This is a genomic window from Pelagicoccus albus (assembly GCF_014230145.1).
GTDB lineage: Bacteria > Verrucomicrobiota > Verrucomicrobiia > Opitutales > Opitutaceae > Pelagicoccus > Pelagicoccus albus.
In genome coordinates, this window is record NZ_JACHVC010000008.1 from 76199 (window position 1) to 94331 (window position 18133).

Sequence of the window (18133 nt, forward strand, 5' to 3'; positions counted from 1 at the left end):
ACTCGTTAGGGAACAAATGATTCAAATTAGATTGGGCGAATATACGTAATGGTATTGTTCGGCGGCTCTGATGCAGCTTTTGCAATCGATCACTGGCGAGTATCGCCACGGTATCGGTCGTAAGCTTGAATGATCTTTTGGACCAAGTGGTGACGCACGACATCGCTGGCGTCGAAAAAGTGGAAGGAGATGTCTTTGATGCCTTTCAGTATGTTTTTGACTTCCAAAAGTCCGGAAGATCGCGACTTGGGGATGTCCACTTGAGTGAGGTCTCCGGTAATCACCATACGGCTGCCTTCGCCTAGGCGGGTGAGAAACATCATCATTTGTTCCGATGTGGTGTTTTGAGCCTCGTCGAGGATGACGAAGGAGTTGCTGAGCGTTCGGCCACGCATGTAGGCGAGGGGAGCGATTTCGATGATGCCGCGCTCGGTGAGCTTCTCGATATCGGAGTGGCTGAGCATATCATTGAGCGCATCGTAGAGGGGGCGGAGGTAGGGAAGGATCTTTTCTTGCAGGTCGCCTGGGAGGAATCCGAGCGTTTCGCCGGCTTCGACCGCGGGGCGACTAAGTATGATACGTTCTACCTTCCCTTCGATTAGCATGGAGACGGCTGCGGCCATCGCGAGGTAGGTCTTGCCTGTACCAGCAGGACCGATGCCGAAAACGATGTCGTTCTCAAATATGGATCTCAGGTAGCTTTTTTGGCCTAAAGTCTTGGGAACGATGCTTTTACGCTTTGTTTTGATGACGGATCCACCTTCGAACAAGGACGCGAGATCGCCCTTTTGGCCTTGGGCGATGCCTTCCACTGTCTTCTTGAAGTCAGCGTTTTTGATGGATAGCCCCTGCTCTCTCCCCGAAAGGAGAAGTTCGAAGACGTCGGCCACGGCTTGAATCGCCTCTTCGGATTCGGCCTCGATTTGTACCCAATTGTCTCTGCAGACGACCTTTACGGGGAAGGTGGACTCCAACAATTCGAGGTTTTCCTCCTGGTTGCAGTAGAGCTCGCTCAATTGGCGTGGGCTCTGGAAATGGATCTTACGACTCGGCATCTAGCGTTGGTATGGATCGAAACGTGTATGGAGACAAATTCTGAGCAACTCTGCTCAAATTGACTCCTTAAAACTCATTCTCGAGCGTTTCCTTCAGGTGGTCCCACATGGCTTCCAGCGATTGTGGGAGGACTCGAGTCGAGCCGAGGACCGGCATGAAGTTGGTGTCTCCGCTCCAACGCGGAACGACATGTTGATGCAAGTGCTTGGGCACGCCGGCTCCCGCTGCTTCGCCAAGGTTGATCCCGATATTGAAGCCGTTCGGCCTCAGGGCTTTGGCGAGAAGCTTTTTGGCTTTGAGCGTGGTTTTGGTGAAGCAGAGCAGCTCTTCGTCGGATAGATTCTCCAGATCTGGGACTTCGCGATATGGTAGGATCAAGAGGTGCCCAGCGTTGTAGGGATAGCGATTCATGAGGATGAAACTGTGTTTCTCCCGGGATAGCACCAAGGTCGCCCGATCGTCGTCCATCTTGGGGAGTTCGACGAAGGGATGCCGCTCAGCAGGGGTCTTTTCCTGCTTCACGTATTCCATTCTCCAATATGCGTGAAGGTGATCCATCTTGATTAAGAAGGCGGAGAATAGTTCGAGGGAGGGGCTTGTCAATGAGCGCTTCAAGCGGCTCGGTAGCCGGAGAAAGAGCATTTCGTAGGCTGTAAAACGCTGCAGGAGGAAGCTTGCTTTGGCTTGGAAGACTTGGTTTTGAGGTCGGGGTGTTTATTTGGATTTACAGAGTGCTGTTTCTGCCGCTGTGGCTGTTGACGCTGCCCGGCTACTACTTGCACATTCGGAAGCGAGGAGGCTACCGGGAGAAATTTATGACTCGTTTTGGAGCCGGGCTTTCGATCCCTCCCAAGAAAAAGGAGTCCAAACGGATCTGGATCCAAGCGGTTAGCCTTGGCGAAATGTTGGCTATTGAGCCGCTCATCAAACGCTTGGCGAGCGAAGATGGCATCGAGATTTACCTCACCGTGACCACCAGCACCGGCTATGCGGTGGCGATGGAAAAATACTGCGAGCTCGCGGTTGGCATTTCCTATTTCCCAGTCGATTTCGCTCCCTTCAGTTCGCGGGTTTGGAGTGCGATCGCCCCGGATTTGGCAATATGCGCTGAAACGGAGCTTTGGCCGGAGCACATCTGGCAGGCCAGCAAGCGTGGGGTGCCTTTTCTGCTGGTAAACGGACGTTTGTCCGATCGCTCCTTCCGCAGGGCCATGAAACTGAAAGGCATCTTTGGCTCCATGCTGAAGCTGACGAGCCAGATTTTCGCCTGTTCGGATCTCGACCGCCAGCGATTCATCGACTTGGGGGCGTCGGAGGAAAACGTTGTTTCCACCGGCAACATAAAGGTGGATGTCGTAATCGAGCCGATTCTTGACGAAGTCACCCGCTCAACCATGCGGGGCGAGCTGGGATTGGGCGACGGATTCGTATTGCTGGGATCCTCCACCTGGCCGGGCGAGGAGGAAATGTTGATCGCCGCCTTCCGCAAGATTCGGGAAGTGGACGAAGAGGCGCGTCTGTTAATCGTGCCTCGCCACGCCGAGCGCCGGCACGAGATCGAAGCGATGCTCAGAGAGGAAGCAGACGATTTCATTTGGCACTTCAAAAGCCGTGGAGCCCCCGAAGGTGATCTGGATATTTTGATCGCGGATACGCACGGCGAATTGCGGGCCCTCACCCAACTTTCAGATCTCGCTTTTGTTGGGAAGTCGCTTCCTCCCCATACCGAAGGGCAGACTCCGGTGGAGTGCGGAGTGCTGGGCAAAGCCATGGTTTTTGGCACCGGGATGTCTAATTTTCGCAGCATTCGAGAGGGCTTGCTGCAACACGGAGCTGCCATTGAAGTTGGCGACGAAGAGGAGGCGATTGCGACCCTTGTGGAGCTCAGCCAAGACCCGAAGCGACGGCAGAAGCTCGGGGAAGGCGGGCTGCTATGGCATGCTGGAAGCCGCGGGGCGGTCGAGCGCACGGTTCGAGGGGCCCTTGACTGGGTTATTCGGTAGCTTTCCCATCTTGACACATTGGGCGAATTTTCGATTTAAACGACGCTTATGGCAGACAAATCCGATAAGTGGGCAGACAACACAGCCGGCAAGTTTTACGTAGATGAGCAGTGCATCGACTGCGACCTTTGTCGTGAAACCGCCCCAGACTTCTTCACTCGCAACGACGACGAAGCCTACTCTTTCGTTTACAAGCAACCGGAAGACCAAGAGGGAATCGATCTTTGTATGGAGGCTCTCGAAGGTTGCCCAGTTGAGGCGATCGGAGACGACGGCGACGAATAGGCTGCGCAGTTAAGCCCTTACCGATCTTAAAACGCGACTCTCTCAAGGAGGCGCGTTTTTTGTGCCTGTTTGCCGAGCTCTACTAGGAGAAGCGCTTCCAGAGCGATGGCGAGAAGAGGGCGAGAATGGCGTAGAGCTCCAAGCGGCCCATGATCATTAGCAGGGCCAGGAAGTACTTGGTATGCGTGTGCATGAAGGCGAAGTTTTCCGTAGGACCCACCTCGGCCAAGCCAGGACCAATGTTGAAAAAGCAGGCGAATACGGCGCTCAAATTCGTATCAACCTTCAAGTTTGGCTCGAAAATAGAGACGACAATGATCGAAGAGAGCACGACGCCCGAGGTAAGTATTAGATAAATCGATACGTCGCTTAAGGCCTGTTGGCTTAGCACGTTTCCGTTGAGGCGAATTTGCCGCACGACGCGGGTGCGGAAGGAACGTTCCACGCTCAACAAGGAAATGCGGATGGCTACGACGATGCGGTAAATCTTAATGCCGCCTGCGGTTGATCCCGAGCAACCTCCGGCTACCATCAGGAGAAGCAGAGTCATTTGAGGAAGGGCGGACCAGGCTACATAGTCTTCGGTGGCGAAGCCGGTTGTAGTCATGATTGTCACGACCTGGAAAGTCGCAGCCCGAATAGCGTGGTGTGCTTCGTTGCTGGTGCCATCCAGCACGAGAGTCGAGGCGATCATCAGCGATGCGAAAACGATGATGAGCAAGTAGGCAAGGAACTCGGTATTGCGACGCAGGAAGTAGAACCTGCCACAGCTCAAGCGGATGATGAGCAGGAAGCTTACGCCCCCTAGAATCATGAATACGATCGCGATCCACTCCATAGCGGGGCTATGGAAATCCGCGAGGCTTCCGCTTCGCGTGCTGAAGCCTCCGGTCGAAAGGGTGGTGAAGGCGTGATTAATGGCTTCGAAGAGATTCATTCCCGCGATCCAAAAGCTCAGGGTACAAGCCAGAGAAAGTCCGATGTAAACCCAGACTAGGCGAGCGACCGTGGACTGGATACGGCTTTCCTCAAATTCGCTCACGGTTCCCGATGCCTCGTTTGCGTAGAGCATTTTTCCTCCCACGCCGATGAAGCCCAATACCGCTACGAAGAAGACGACGACTCCCATGCCGCCGATCCATTGGCTGAGCGAACGCCAGAAAAGCAGGCTGGGAGGCAGTTGCTCCAAGTTGGAAAGCACGGATGCACCCGTCGTGGTCAGGCCTGAAGCGGCTTCGAAAATCGCGCCCGCGAAACCGACTTCCGGCACCACGATCATGTAGGGGATGGCTCCAACCAAACTGGCCAAAAGCCAAGAAATCCCGATGGTGCAGAGCGCTTCTTTACGGAAGAATTTTTTGGTATGCCTGCGGCCAACCCAAAAGAACATTCCTGCCCCCACCAAAGCCGTGCAGGTGGATGCGATGAAAGCGGTACGAGCCAACTTTCCGAATTCTTGGGTATCCAGCTGGAAAGAGACGCCGAGGCAAACCGCGAAGGCGATTGCGAGGATCAGCATCACGACCCCAAGCAGCTTCGAAACGAGAGGGAAATTCATGCGGAGAGGGGAGCTACTTGGTTAGCTTTAGCAGCTCCTTGATGCGGCTTTTGCAGATGATCGCGATGATGGAATCTCCCGCTCTCAAGATGTCGTCCCCAGTCGGGGTTCTAGGCATGTAGTTGTGCTCATGCCCCACCAGAACGCACTCTTCTGGCCATTCGATATCGCGAATCTTCTTGTCCACAACGGAGGATTTCTCGGCGATGTCCAACTCGATGATGAAGTTGTTGTCGATCTCCTCGCGCACGCTGTCCTCCAGCTGGATGAAAGGCTTTTTGCCGATGTAGCGGAGGACTTCGTTGGTGGCGGCGATACGGGGGGAAACGGCTAGCTCTACTCCGAGGTTGGTGTTCAGCTTCTCCAAGATTTCGATGTAGTCGGCCCGGTTGATCGCCAGCATAGTGTGCTTGGCTCCGAGCTTGAAGGCCTGCAGGCAGGTCATGATATTGTCCTCGTCGTCCTTGCGACAGGCTACGAAGAAGTCGGAGTGCCCAATCTCCTCCTCCTCGAGGACGCGAAGCGAAGTGCCGTCTCCGTGAATCATAGTTACGGATGGAAGGCGTTCGGCGAGAGCTTCGCAGTGCTTCAGGTCACGCTCAATGATGCGGATCTTGAAGCGAGGGTTGGAGAGAAGTCGGGCGAGGGAAATCGCGATTTCCGAGCCGCTCAGAATGGTAACCGATATCTTCTTGGAGCCCTTGGAAGAAGGGTCGAAGAGGGCTTTGGTTTCAAACAGGGAGTCCGGATGGCCAAAAACAGTGACTTGGTCTCCGACCTTGAGGGTGGTGTTGGCGTTGGCGACGATGTTGGTGTCGTCTCTCTGCACCAGACCGATGCGGATGTTACCCGGCAGTTTAAGGTCTTTCAGGGGAATGTCGCATACCTTGGCTCCGGATTGGATCTCGATGGACTTCACTTCGATTTGGCCTCGGCCAAAGTCTTCCACCGCCACGCGTCCTGGATTTCGAATACGTTTGGCGAGCTCCACCGCGGCGAGTGCTTCTGGATTTACCAGATGGTCGATGCCGAAGTGCCGTTGGTGGTTTATCAAGGTGTTGTCTCGGTAAGTGGCGTCGTGGGCTCGAGCGAAGGTTTTCTTTGCTCCGAGAGCCTTGGCTAGGGAGGCGGAGACCAGATTGGTCTCGTCGCTGCTGGTCATGGCCAAGAAGAAGTCGCATTTTGAGGCGCCTGCTTTGAGTAGGGTGCTGGCGGATGAGCCATTTCCTTTCACCACCCGCACGTCCACGGTTTCGGTGAGAGTCTGCGCCAAGGCTTCGTCGCGCTCGATCACGGTGACATCGTGGTCGGCGACGCTGAGGGTTTCGCTCAAATGGGTACCGACTTCGCCGGCTCCAACGATAACGATCTTCATTGCTGAGCCTTTAGGCGAACAGTCGCCGCGATTCAAGAACCACTTTTTGACACCTAAAGTTGTTTGTTAAAGCGGGACGCGACGGTTTCTGGCTTTTCCTCTTGTGTGAGAGTTGCGTCCCCATCCGACCCGGGGCCTTGAGTTTGACTTAATCCCGAGCCTTTTCTTCGTAGGAATTCCCCACTCAATTCATCATCGCTTTATGCTACTCAAGAAACTCCCCCTTCTCGCTGCTCTCTTTGCGGCAACCGCAGCTTTTTCAAGCAGCTCCCAAGCCTCGGAACGAACCCGAGACCAGATAAACGACGGCTGGAAATTCGCTCTCGGGCACGCCACGGATAAGCAAAAGGATTTCGGACACGGGCTCGGCTATTTCTCCTATCTCGCCAAAACCGGTTTTGGTGACGGGGCGGCATCTCCCTCTTTTGACGACCGGGCGTGGCGGGAAATTTCCATTCCACACGACTGGGCGGTCGAGGCGGAGTTCTCGCCGGACGCCAGCTACAGCCACGGTTTCAAGGCGATTGGCCCCGGCTTCCCAGAAAGCAGCGTGGGCTGGTATCGGCGGGAGCTGGACATCTCGGAGGACGACCTCGGCAAGCGGATCCGCATCGAATTTGACGGGATCTACCGCGACGCGGCGGTGTTTGTGAATGGTTTTTTTGTTGGGCAGGAGCCCAGTGGGTTTGTCTCCCAATCCTATGACATCACCGAGTATTTGAACTATGGCGGGAAAAACGTGGTCGCGGTTCGTGCCGACGCCTACATGGAGGAAGGCTGGTACTACGAGGGTGCGGGGATCTATCGTCATGCTTATCTGCTCAAGACTGCTCCGGTGCACGTGGCCCGCTACGGGACTTACGTCACCACTGAAGTCGAAAAAAACAAGGCGGCAGTTTCGGTCGAAACCAAGGTCGCCAACGACAGCGATTCAGCGGCCACCGTTTCCGTTTTCCAGAGCATTTTGGATAACAAGGGAAAGGAAGTCGCCAAGGCCGAGAGCCTCTCGATCGAAGTCGGCGCGGGGAAGAGCGGAGTCGTGTCTCAAGACCTGATGCTCAAAAAGCCGAAGCTATGGGATTTGGACAGCCCAAACCTCTACACCATGCTTACCCAAGTGAAGGATTCCGAAGGCGAGCTCATCGACGAGTACCGCACTTCATTCGGCGTTCGCACGATACGCTTCGACCCTAACGAAGGCTTTTTCCTCAACGGACGCTCGGTCAAGCTCAAGGGCTCCAACAACCACCAAGACCATGCGGGAGTGGGAGCGGCCATGTCGGACGCGATGCAAGATTTCCGTATCAAGGCGCTTAAGGACATGGGAAGCAACGCGTATCGAGTTTCCCACCACCATGCGTCGCCCGCCCTGCTGGAATCCTGCGATCGCCTCGGAATGCTAGTGATCGACGAGACTCGCCTGATGGGCATTAACGAGTACCACTTCGACCAGCTCGAGCACTTGATCCTGCGCGACCGCAATCATCCGAGCGTAATCGTTTGGTCGGTTGGTAATGAGGAATGGGGCATCGAGGGCAATATCTTTGGAGCTCGGATCGCTAAGCGTATGCAGGACTTTGTGCACCGGCTCGATCCGACTCGTGTGGTGACTGCTGCGGTGAGCGGCGGTTGGGGCGGCATCTCTTCCACCATCGAAGCATTTGGAGTTAATTACATTAAGCACGGTGACGTCGATCAGCAGCATGAGGACTATCCTGATCAGATAATCATCGGTACTGAAGAAACCACTACGCAGCAGACCCGCGGTATCTATTTCGAGGACGCGGCTTTGGCTCATCAGCACCCTAAGGAGAATGGCTCTTCCGGTGGAAACGCCGAGCTAGGCTGGAAATTCTATGACGAGCGCGACTACACGGCAGGTGTTTTCTTCTGGACTGGTTTTGACTATCGCGGCGAGCCGACACCTTACGAATGGCCCGCAGTGCTTTCGCAATTCGGTATTCTCGATAACTGTGGCTTCCCGAAGGATGGTTATTACTATCTAAAGTCCTGGTGGTCGGATGAGCCGGTTCTGCACATCTTCCCGCACTGGAATTGGCCCGGTAAGGAAGGCGAGACAATCGAAGTCAGAGCCCATTCCAACTATGAGGAGGTTGAGCTTTTCGTTAATGGCGAATCCCAAGGCCGCAAAGAGATGCCGCACAACGGGCACCTGGCATGGGATGTTGAATACGCTCCCGGCGAGTTGTTGGCCAAGGGCTACACGGATGGAAAAGTTGTCGCGGAAAAGCGGGTACGCACTACCGGCGAATCCGCCGCCTTCGCATTGGAACCGGATCGCTCTGAGATCAAGGCAAACGGTCAGGATATCTCGGTTATCACCTTGAGCGTTTTGGATGAACGAGGAGACGTCGTTCCGACCGCGGACGATTTGGCCTTTTTCACCATCGAAGGACCGGGCGAAATCATCGGAGTGGGCAACGGAAATCCATCATCGCTCGAGCCCGATCAGTATAACGAATCGGTTGAAAAGATTAAGGTAGGAGAGTGGGTCGGTCCCAAGGCTTCAATCACCGATCAGCCTGTTGTTTTCGAAACGACCTTCGACAGCCCCGAGCTGGAGAAGGGACAAAGTGCCCGCATGCTGCTCAATCCAGTCGGCAAGGATCTCAAGCTTACCTTGAATGGTAAGCTGCTGGATAACGCCCTTTTCGACGAAGCGGTGCCGGTGGAATCGCTTGATTTAAAGGCGAGCGGAAACGTCTTGAAAATGGAAGCGATGCCATTCGACGAGTGGGGCGCTCGTGAAGATGTCCAGACCCTTTCCCCGCTTGCGTTCGCCATCACGACTCCTGCCGAGCAATATAAGCGAAAGGCTTTCAACGGTCTCGCTCAGATCATCGTGCAGAGCACCGGTGAGGCGGGGGAGATCGTCCTCAAGGCGGAAGGCGAAGGCCTAGAGGCGGTATCTCTCATTATCTCAGCCCACTAGGCTAGTAAATTTCTGTGGGCGGGTCGCTTTTTCTGAGCGGCTCGCTTTTTTTGTGACCAAGTTAGGTTGGGGGGATTCGATCAGCCTCACTTTGGGATAATGAATCGTTGGGCTCACCCTTACCCTATTGGGGCAGGGTGCCTATGAGATAATCTTGCTAAATATCACTCCGCGAATTGCGTCCTTCTTTGGCTGTGTTTAAGGTTTTCGGTTCCTTCCGAAGTGTCAGGGGCTATGGCAAGCTCTTCAGAGACTAAGACCGCTACGGTTCAGGTGTGTATATGAAATTTCGATTTTCTCCTAAACTAGTTATTTGTTTAGCTCCGCTTGCTTGTTCAATCATGTACGCGATCCAAGAGGCGGACGAAGAAGATATATTCGAATTGGATACTGTCTTTGTTACGGCGGAAAAAACGGTTGAGAAATCGGTCCAGAAAACCCCGATCGCCATGAGTGTCGTGGATTCGGAAGAGTTGAAGGTAAACGCGATAAGCAGCGCTGCCGACCTAGGGAGCTACTTGCCCAACCTTCATATAGCCAAGAGCTCTAACGCCATGGAAATCGCGATTCGTGGAATCGGTAGTTCCAATAACAGCGAAGTTGGGGATCCGGCAGCGGCTTTCTCGATAGATGGAGTCGTGTATGCCCGACCTGAATCGGCGGGGGTCGCTTTCTATGATGTCCAGCGGGTTGAGGTTTTGCGAGGTCCGCAAGGTACCTTGTACGGTCGCAATACCATAGCCGGTAGCTTAAATGTCATTACCAATAAGCCTAATCAGGTTAAATCGGCGGAGTTGAATTTCGGATACGGTAGCTACGGCCAGCGAGAGCTCGACGGATTCGTCAATCTGCCGCTAGGCGAGCTTTGGGCCCTAAGGACTGCATTTTATGCGTCGAGCCAAGATGGTTACATCGATAACTCTAGCGAGTTGCTTACCGATGCGAAGGATTATGGGTGGGGTGATAGCAAAAGCGCCCGCGTGCACCTAATCTATCAGCCCGACGAGGATTTTTCTATGCTGTTCACCGTGCATGGCTCGAGGCTCAAGGGAGCTTGGAACTCCTTTGTCTTGCGGCCCGTGGATGGGAGCGCTCCCGGCTATGAGGTGCAAGTCGATTACCCTAACTTGCAGGACGAGAGCCATACCACAGCCAATGTCGAAATCAGCAACAGTTGGGGAGCAGTTTCTATGTCGTATCTCGGTTCGTATAGCGAGGAGACTGTAGATTCCATTCTCACTACTGCTGTCTCGCCCTTACCCGATCCGGCTTTTGTTTCTGGCCCAAATATCAACCGGCAGGATTTGAGGAGTCATGAGCTTCGTTTTAGTACCAAAGAGCCTGATCGCTTGGAGTGGGTGGCCGGATTATTTCTTTTTGAGGAGAACAACGATGTTTCACTCGTATTCCCGGAGTGGGGAATCGCTTTTTTGCAACCCGATGTCCTGAGCGAATCGAAGGCAGTGTTTGGACAAGCGACGTGGAAGCTAACGGAACGCTCTCGACTGATCGGAGGCTTGCGTTTCACTCGGGACCGGAAAGCGAGAGAAGGCGGGCAATTCACCGTTCTGGAGGATGGTAGCTACGGTGTGCAGCTTTCTGTTAATTCAGCGGATCGTGAATGGGATTCCTCCGACTACAAATTTGGTTGGGAATACGATTTACGGGACGAATCGCTCTTCTATGCGACGATTTCCACTGGGTTCAAGGCGGGGGGCTTTTTCGATGGAACTGGAGATGTCTACTACGAGCCAGAGGAGATTGAAGCCCGTGAAGTTGGCATGAAGAACCGTTTTCTCGAAGGACGTCTGCAAGCTAATTTCTCCGTTTTCGATTACGATTACACCAACTTCCAAGTCACCAACATCGAACAGAATGCGGTGACTGGAGAGTTGGGAACGGTTACCCGAAATGCCGAGAAAATCCCCGTTCGCGGTTTGGAATTCGAGAGCCTCTTTCAACTTGGGAAAAACGAGAAGCTGTCGCTCAACCTGACTTGGCTCGATGCCCGATTTGACACCTTCGAGTTGGGAGCGACTGATCTTTCGGGGGATTTTTTGCAAAGGGATCTATCCGGCAATCAACTCGCTAAAGCCTCGGAGTGGACCGTCCAGTTTTCCTATTCCAAGATCTTTGAATTCGAAAACCAGTCCCTGCTCCGGCTGCGTTTCAATTCCCGCTACAACTCGGGCTACTACTTGTCCTACGACAACTTTCCCCTGCCGCCAAATCCGGTCGATACGTGGCAGCCTGCTTTTACCAGCTCGGACCTTGTTCTGACTTATGAGCCTTCCGACCGCCGCTACTACTGCTCGCTTTCGCTTAAGAACTTGGAAGACGAGCTGGTCATGACTTCAAGCGGTGGAAATGCGAATGGCATCATGGCCAACCTGTCCATGCCCCGCACCTGGGGGGTGAGAATCGGGGCGAAGTATTAGGTGCTCGGGCGGCTGAGCTGCTTTAGCCCTTCTGCGACCAAGTTCCGTCCGGAGCTTGCACCCAAACGCCGCTAGCTGACTTGGCCCGCAAGTCTTCCGCTCTGCCTTGGCCAACGAGGGTGGCGGTAAGACCGAGCTTCTGTCCCACGATAGTGTAGAGGGCCCGGCGGTCTGCGTTTTCCGAGTTCATCAGCTGGGTCTCGGCGGGTTTGAGCATGGCTCGTTGCTCGAGTAGCCCCTTGTTGTTTTCGCCGACTTTACCCTCGAGCTTGAGGGCGTCGACTTGGGCAACTCGCTCGATGAGTCGCTGCTTGATCGCTTCCTCGTCCTGGTTCTGGGCTTGGGCGAAACTAGGCAAGATCGCAAAGAGTAGGGCGAAAAGGGGGAGTATTCGGGAGATGGATATCGTTTTCATCGTGGCAGAAATTCGTGTTTTGAGGCGGGTTTATTCGGAGGCGTTTACAGTGGCTGAAGCGGCGTCGATGTCATCGAAGACATTGGCCAATTCCTTCTGTAGCTGAACCTTTAGGTCGATGGTCAGGTTTAGGTAGATCGGGTCGAAACTGCTGTGAGTCTTGACGCTGATGCAACCTGTCAGGGCCAGGCAAAGGGAGCCGAGGGCAAGGAGGGAGGTTTGGATTTTCACGTTGGTTGGTTTTATTTTGTGACGCTTAGCCGAGGCGGACTGTTTGTTTAACATAGCTTCAGAGTGAGTTTAGACGAATGAGAAAGTTATATAATTCACTCATCGATCCGAAAACTTGCGTGGAGATCACCACCGGTATTTCCGCCACGCCGGAATGAGCGGTGCCTTCCATCCTAATCGTAATAGGCATGTCGGGCGAGTCTTCAGGGAACAATTCCGCATCGAAGCGGGTGAGAGTGATGTTGCCCAGCGCCTCCTCGGCGGCCCGGTCGGGATCGATTTTGAGAAACTTCAGAACACGGTCGGAGAAGGTGGGTTTTTCGGCCGGAGCCTCTGTATCGTCCTCGGTGAGAAGCCCTTTGGTATTGTAGAGCAAGGTGGCGGTGGTGTTGGGGGGAAGGTTGAGAGAACCCCGCAGGAGCTGGAATTCGCCGTCTTTCACTCGGAAAGGGAGCTCGCCGCTCAATCGTCCGTCCATCTCGCCCTCGAAGCTTTGGGCGTAACGGGAAAGCTCGGCCAATGAAAGGTGCTCTAGTCGAACGGAACTCTGGAAATCCGAGCCATCGATAGGGATATCGGAGGTGCGAAGCAGGGCTTTTCCGTCGAAGAGGGAAACGTCGGCGGAGTCGATCGCCAGTTGGGTACCCTCGAGAATGCGAAACTGGGCTTTGGCGTCGTGAGCCTCGAAATCGCCGGCCTTCAGCTTGTCGATGGTGAGTCGGGAGCGATGTTCTGCGCTGTCGAGATTGGCTAGAGAATCGACTTGCAGATCCACTTCGATGCCGGAAGCGGTGATTTGAGACGCGGGGTATTCGACGAGGCCTTCTTGCAAGATCGTGTGAAAGCTGGAGTCGGAACTGTCCCGGTCGGAGTGAAAGGACCCAGAGGCGGAAAGGTTGCCGGAAACGGTGAGGCCTGCGAGTTCAGGAATGAGCAAGGAGGGCAGGTCGGAGTGGAAGAGGGAAATGGGCGATAGCTCGAAGTCGCCACTTAGCTTTGGCTCATCCAGAAGATCGAGGGCCTCGTACTTGCTTGAGAGCTCGATACTTGTCCCGGCCAAAAGGGAGCTGAACGCCACGCTCCCTGACATCTGGCTCAAAGATCCCTGATTCGAATTTTCCACATAAACCTGTTCCACTTGGATGGTGTCAAGAGCGACGATTCCAAGGCTTAGTGTATTGGAAAATTGGATGCTACCATCGATTCCCGCTAGAGAGTGGCTTCCGCCGCTCCATTTCGCGCTGGCATTGGGCAGATCCAATTCGTTGGCTTGCCAGTCTAAGGTGACTTGGAGTTTGTCCAGTAGATCCGCTATTGTCGGCTCGCTCGGAAATTCGTCGCTTGTCAGCGAGTCCGAATCCAAGTCGCGGAAGCTGATAAGAGATTGAATGTTGACGCCATTGCCCGATAGCGGCTCGGACTGTATTGAAAGGTTGGATGCGTCGAGTTTAACGCTGCCGGTAAAGAGTTCGGTAGCCTCGCTCTGATTGAGGTCGACGTTTGCAGCGAGGGTTCCCTTCAATGTGGCGAGTCCTGGTAGGTTCAGGTAGCTTTGCTGGTCTTTGGAAGCGACGGTGATTAGACTCCGAGTTGATTCGTCGCCCACTTCGGTCGATAAGGAAATCGTGAATACGGGAATACCTGCTGTTTCTTCGTTTAAGATGATAGGATCGGAGAGGGATTCTGCATTGAAGGTGACTGCTATGGGTTCGGTCTCGTCCTCAGGAATTAGAATGTTTCCGTAACCAGCAGAGAGGCGGTGTTCTGGAAAATCAGCCAGCCCAAGCTCCTCGGTTGTAAAGCGGAGCTCATCGAAGTCGCCTTCTAGCTCGGCGAAGAGCGGCGTTAGAGTGTAGTCGCTGAGCTCGATCTGCGGATCTTCTAGTACAGCCCATAAGGGGGCTGTCTCGTCGTTGAGCTTGTAGGTCGCGGTGAGTTTGCTCGATCCACTGATGTAGTCGGTATCGTAGTTCCATGGAATCGGGGTCAGACTTTGGATCTTCAAAAATGAGAAGTCCTTCAGTTCGATTCCGAACTTCAAATTGGAGTCGGGACTCAGGCTAAGCGTGTCTCGCGCTAATTGCTGGACGGAAAACTCTAGAGTTGCGGGGATGTTATCGAAGCTGTTGAAGGAACTCCTCAGCGAGAGTCGCGGGATTTGAGCCACCACTTCTTCGTAGTCTGTTCTGAGGTCCTGGATCTCGATTGAGAAATCAATGTTTCGAGAATCCTGCACAGCGGCGGGTAGCTTTATTTGAATCTCTACTGGCCCGCTTTCTATTCGAGAAAGGTCCGGCAGGCTGTTTCGCCAATCTGGATACCAGTAGGAGAGGGCTTGGCTGGGATCTTTCAGCCGCAGGTCTAAACTGAATTCGGATGTATTAGGATCGTAGAGTGTGCCCAGTAAATGGAGAGTGCCACTTGGCTCTTCGAGTTGGAGCTCGATGTCGAGACTTTGGTCGGCTTTCGCTACAAACGTTGCCTCGATTTTGGGACTGATGGTTTTACCATCGATCACGAACTCCGTTGTTGAATCGGCTATTTGGATACGGTCAAAGGGCAGTGGGCCAATCGCGGAAAGATCGAAGTAAGAGAAGTAAGTTTGCAGATCTTCCAAAACGAAAGAGTCTGTGTCCTCGGAAGGGGACGATTCACCTGATTCCAAAGCTTGGACGAGTGTAGCCCCCTCGATGTGGGCTTCTTGTATTCGCTGATTGTTGATGAGCTCCGATAGGTCGTAGCTGAGACTCAGCTTTCTCAATTGGAGAGACGTTTCGTCCCTCTCCAGTGTGACGTTTTCTACCTCCAGCGAATCGAGCTGCAGGGAAACCAGATCGAATTCCGCCTTTTGGAATCCGTTATCCTCAAGGTAGCTTCGAACGAGGCGACTTGCGGTCGAGATTCTCGTAAACCAGAAAACGCAGATGAGCAAAAGTAGCAAAGCTCCTCCCGCTAGTGCGATGCGGAGGGAAATTCGAAGAGACTTTTGCAAGCGAGGATTCACGAGGGCAGGATTATCAGTGCGACAAACGATTGTCCACTAGGCTCCCTCTTTTTCTACGACAGCGAATCCTTTTCGCGTCGGCCTTGCTTAGGCCAGCTTGCGGTAATGGGTCTGCATGGCCTGCACGGCGCGGGCGAAGGAAGATTCCGGCGGACCATCGGGGGTCACTAGGGTGGCGGCGGCTTTGGGGCCATCCCAGGCACGGTCCATGGCTGCGGAGAAGCCAGAAAATTCGAACATTGGGATGTCGTTGTTGCCGTCACCAAAGGTCGCGAGCTCGGAGGCTTGGATTCCAAGGTGTTCGATCAAGGGCTTTAAGGCAGCGGCCTTTGAGGTTTTGGGGTCCGCCTGCTCGTAGATATTAGTCATGGAGCGAACTGTGTAGAGCTGGCTCTTGCTGAGGAAGTCCAACTGCTGAACCTCGTCCAGCTTCTCCTCTTCGCCAAAGTAGACCACCTTGAAAATGTGTTCTTTCAGGACTTCCTCGTGCGTGGTGAAAGTCGGGTCGAGCCCTGCCAAACTGGCGTAGAAATCGATCCATTTTCCTTTGCTTAAGGTGAAGAGCCCGGCAGCGGTATAGACCACGATAGAAAGGCCATGCTCCTCGCCAAAAGTGATGGCTGCGTCCGCATCGTCAGTTGGCATATGCGACACGTACAGGGTTTGACTGTTATCGACATCGCTAGCGTAGGCTCCCTGTGCAGAGACCATGTAGCGAACCATGGGCAGGCTTTTGGCGTAGGGAAGCATGCTCTGGTAGTGGCGACCAGAAGCGAGGATGATTTCGACTCCGGAGGCGTGTAGCGTCTCGATCGCTGCACGGTTTTCCTCGGAAATTGTGTGGTCCGGAGAAAGGAGAGTGCCGTCCAAGTCGATGGCTACGGCTTTGATTGGATGAAAAGTGGATGCTGGATTTTGGCTCATCTTCGGCAACAGACTCTGCAGTTCCAGAAAAGTCGCGAGTCTAGAGTTGTTACAAGTTATAGAACGCGAGACTTCATTTTTGACTGCGGAATATGCGAATCGCGAGTGGGCGATCCTGTTGAATTGTTCATTTTTGACCCAGCTCTTCGCTGAAGATTTTCTCCGTGATCTTCCAGAACTTGCCTTGCTTCCTCCCGATAACAAAGGCCGGCATCCTAAGCTGTGGTTGCATTTTAACTACCTCTTCTACGGAGCGAATATTTAGCTTTAGTTCGGGACGTCGCAAATGGGACCTGAGGAAGTTGACGTTGAACTTCTTGAGGCTGGTTGGGTTGTTGAGGTAATGGATCTCGGCCAGGAAGCGGGCGTCGTAGTCGTAGTATTTGACCTGTAAGTAAGGGTTCCCGTTCTTGTCGAAGCGTTCTAGCATCTCTATGGAATCGGGCGTTAGGACGTGGGCATCCTTGGAGAGCTTGGCTTGCTTTAGCTTTGTGTCCGGGTCGATGAGTATGTTTCCGCAACTGCTGCATTCGCGAGCGGTGATGTCGTTTTGGGCGGAACAACGCTCGCAGACCTTGAAGCGGAAGCGATAGCCACAGGGCCTGAATTCATAAGTATCCGGATTTTGCTTACCACCTCGGCATTTGCGGCCAAAGTGTTCGATTACGTTCCCATCGTCGTCGACTATTCCCCAGAAGTCGTTGATGAATCCGCACTCCGGGCAAGGGACTTGCACGGCGACTGATTCGGATACGGTTTTCTTTTCGCCTATCTCTGGGCTGAAAATGCTGTGGCCCATCCCTGTGTAGTCTAGAACGAGGCAGTCCTTCTTTGCTGTATCCAGTCGAAGACCACGCCCGATGATTTGCTGGTAGAGGCTGATCGATTCGGTTGGACGAAGGATGGCAATAACGTCCACGTGAGGAGCGTCGAATCCCGTGGTTAAGACCGATACGTTAACCAAGTATTTGAAGTTTTTCCGCTTAAACTCCTCGATTATTTTATCCCGATCCACTGCTTCGGTTTCCCCGAGGACGAGGCGAGCTTGGCCTTCGGGCAGGCACTTCATAATCTCCTGGGCGTGCTTCACGGTGGAGCTGAAGATCATGACACCTTGCCGCTGGTAGCTCTCGGTTATGTCTATGATGTTCTTTATGATCAGAGGCGTCAGGCGTCTTTGTTGCTGCAGCGCGTTCTCCAGTTGAGCCATGGTGTACTCCTTGCCGCCTTCGGTGAGCTCGGAAAAGTCGTAGGAAGTGACAGGGATATCGACTTTGACCGGAGGGGTTAGATAACCATTTCGGATCATGTATTCTAGCGGAAGGTCGTAGATGCAGCTCTTGAAGAAACGCATCTCCAGCGTTTTCACTTCTCCGCGTAGAGCGTAGTTGTAGATCCATCCAAGCCCAAGGCGATATGGGGTTGCAGTGAGGCCAAGGATGCAGATTCGGCTGTTGCTGAGCTTGAGCCGCGTGATGACTTTTGCGTACTGGCTGTCCGGTTCAAGGCCGACGCGATGGCACTCGTCAATAACGAGCAGTGTGAAGTCTTCAAAGAAGTCGTCGCTGGCGTTCGCAACCGATTGAATGCTGCCGAAGATGACCTTTTGCTTGCTGTCCTTCTGGTTCAGTCCCGCAGAATAGATTCCTGCTTCGAGACCGTAGCTTTGGTATTTGAGGTGGTTTTGTTCGACTAGTTCCTTGACGTGGGCAAGCACCAGTACGCGTCCTTTGGCGACCTTGGCCAGTTCCGCAATGACCAAGCTCTTACCGGCACCCGTCGGCAAAACGATAACGGCCGGAGTCCGCTTTCGCCGAAAGTGGTTCAAGGTGCTGTCAACAGCCTCCTGCTGGTAGGTCCTGAGCTTGTACATAAATGGGGCGAGTGTCTC

Annotated in this window: 13 protein-coding genes; 4 read left to right on the forward strand and 9 right to left on the reverse strand. The window is 53.8% G+C overall.

Annotation, left to right across the window (positions count from 1 at the left end; genetic code table 11):
• Positions 1-89 precede the first annotated feature (89 nt).
• Positions 90-1055: a PhoH family protein gene (locus H5P27_RS08800; RefSeq protein ID WP_185660035.1), complete on the reverse strand. Its 966-nt coding sequence runs from the start codon at positions 1053-1055 to the stop codon at positions 90-92.
• Positions 1056-1122: 67 nt separating this feature from the next.
• Complete coding sequence (locus H5P27_RS08805; RefSeq protein WP_221774657.1) at positions 1123-1614, reverse strand: HIT family protein; 492 nt, start codon at positions 1612-1614, stop codon at positions 1123-1125.
• A gap of 173 nt (positions 1615-1787) precedes the next feature.
• Between H5P27_RS08805 and H5P27_RS08810 the strand changes: the two genes are divergently transcribed.
• A complete protein-coding gene (locus H5P27_RS08810) occupies positions 1788-3059 on the forward strand; it encodes a glycosyltransferase N-terminal domain-containing protein (RefSeq protein ID WP_185660036.1) in 1272 nt (423 codons plus the stop codon).
• A gap of 48 nt (positions 3060-3107) precedes the next feature.
• The gene (locus H5P27_RS08815) at positions 3108-3344 is read left to right on the forward strand and encodes a ferredoxin (RefSeq protein ID WP_185660037.1); all 237 of its coding nucleotides are present in this window, start codon (positions 3108-3110) and stop codon (positions 3342-3344) included.
• An 82-nt stretch (positions 3345-3426) separates the two neighbouring features.
• Here the strand turns inward: H5P27_RS08815 and H5P27_RS08820 are convergent, their stop codons facing one another.
• Entirely contained in the window at positions 3427-4902 is a 1476-nt protein-coding gene (locus H5P27_RS08820; RefSeq protein WP_185660038.1) for a TrkH family potassium uptake protein, read from the reverse strand.
• Between the two features lie 13 nt (positions 4903-4915).
• Positions 4916-6277 carry a Trk system potassium transporter TrkA gene (gene trkA, locus H5P27_RS08825; RefSeq protein ID WP_185660039.1) on the reverse strand — a complete coding sequence of 454 codons (1362 nt, stop codon included), beginning with the start codon at positions 6275-6277 and terminating at the stop codon, positions 4916-4918.
• 202 nt (positions 6278-6479) lie between these two features.
• Here trkA and galA point away from each other — a divergent pair, with 202 nt between their 5' ends.
• Positions 6480-9230 carry a beta-galactosidase GalA gene (gene galA, locus H5P27_RS08830; RefSeq protein WP_185660040.1) on the forward strand — a complete coding sequence of 917 codons (2751 nt, stop codon included), beginning with the start codon at positions 6480-6482 and terminating at the stop codon, positions 9228-9230.
• 341 nt (positions 9231-9571) lie between these two features.
• Positions 9572-11668 carry a TonB-dependent receptor gene (locus H5P27_RS08835; RefSeq protein WP_185660041.1) on the forward strand — a complete coding sequence of 699 codons (2097 nt, stop codon included), beginning with the start codon at positions 9572-9574 and terminating at the stop codon, positions 11666-11668.
• Positions 11669-11690: 22 nt separating this feature from the next.
• Here H5P27_RS08835 and H5P27_RS08840 read toward each other — a convergent pair whose 3' ends face one another.
• The 5 genes from H5P27_RS08840 to radD form a co-directional block, all read right to left on the reverse strand.
• Positions 11691-12083: a DUF1318 domain-containing protein gene (locus tag H5P27_RS08840; protein WP_185660042.1), complete on the reverse strand. Its 393-nt coding sequence runs from the start codon at positions 12081-12083 to the stop codon at positions 11691-11693.
• Between the two features lie 30 nt (positions 12084-12113).
• Positions 12114-12368, reverse strand: coding sequence for a hypothetical protein (locus H5P27_RS08845; protein WP_185660043.1), 255 nt, complete (start codon positions 12366-12368; stop codon positions 12114-12116).
• A gap of 4 nt (positions 12369-12372) precedes the next feature.
• Positions 12373-15318, reverse strand: a complete 2946-nt coding sequence (locus tag H5P27_RS20065) for an intermembrane phospholipid transport protein YdbH family protein (protein WP_185660044.1) — start codon at positions 15316-15318, stop codon at positions 12373-12375.
• Between the two features lie 87 nt (positions 15319-15405).
• Complete coding sequence (locus H5P27_RS08855; protein WP_185660045.1) at positions 15406-16242, reverse strand: HAD family hydrolase; 837 nt, start codon at positions 16240-16242, stop codon at positions 15406-15408.
• A gap of 127 nt (positions 16243-16369) precedes the next feature.
• A complete protein-coding gene (radD, locus tag H5P27_RS08860) occupies positions 16370-18115 on the reverse strand; it encodes a DNA repair helicase RadD (protein WP_185660046.1) in 1746 nt (581 codons plus the stop codon).
• Between the last annotated feature and the right edge of the window lie 18 nt (positions 18116-18133).

Coding starts and splice junctions, on each gene's coding strand:
- H5P27_RS08800 (WP_185660035.1), bottom strand. CDS start 1,055: ATGCCGAGTCGTAAGATCCATTTCCAGAGCCCACGCCAATTGAGCGAG.
- H5P27_RS08805 (WP_221774657.1), bottom strand. CDS start 1,614: ATGGATCACCTTCACGCATATTGGAGAATGGAATACGTGAAGCAGGAA.
- H5P27_RS08815 (WP_185660037.1), top strand. CDS start 3,108: ATGGCAGACAAATCCGATAAGTGGGCAGACAACACAGCCGGCAAGTTT.
- H5P27_RS08820 (WP_185660038.1), bottom strand. CDS start 4,902: ATGAATTTCCCTCTCGTTTCGAAGCTGCTTGGGGTCGTGATGCTGATC.
- trkA (WP_185660039.1), bottom strand. CDS start 6,277: ATGAAGATCGTTATCGTTGGAGCCGGCGAAGTCGGTACCCATTTGAGC.
- galA (WP_185660040.1), top strand. CDS start 6,480: ATGCTACTCAAGAAACTCCCCCTTCTCGCTGCTCTCTTTGCGGCAACC.
- H5P27_RS08835 (WP_185660041.1), top strand. CDS start 9,572: ATGTACGCGATCCAAGAGGCGGACGAAGAAGATATATTCGAATTGGAT.
- H5P27_RS08840 (WP_185660042.1), bottom strand. CDS start 12,083: ATGAAAACGATATCCATCTCCCGAATACTCCCCCTTTTCGCCCTACTC.
- H5P27_RS08845 (WP_185660043.1), bottom strand. CDS start 12,368: ATGTTAAACAAACAGTCCGCCTCGGCTAAGCGTCACAAAATAAAACCA.
- H5P27_RS08855 (WP_185660045.1), bottom strand. CDS start 16,242: ATGAGCCAAAATCCAGCATCCACTTTTCATCCAATCAAAGCCGTAGCC.
- radD (WP_185660046.1), bottom strand. CDS start 18,115: ATGTACAAGCTCAGGACCTACCAGCAGGAGGCTGTTGACAGCACCTTG.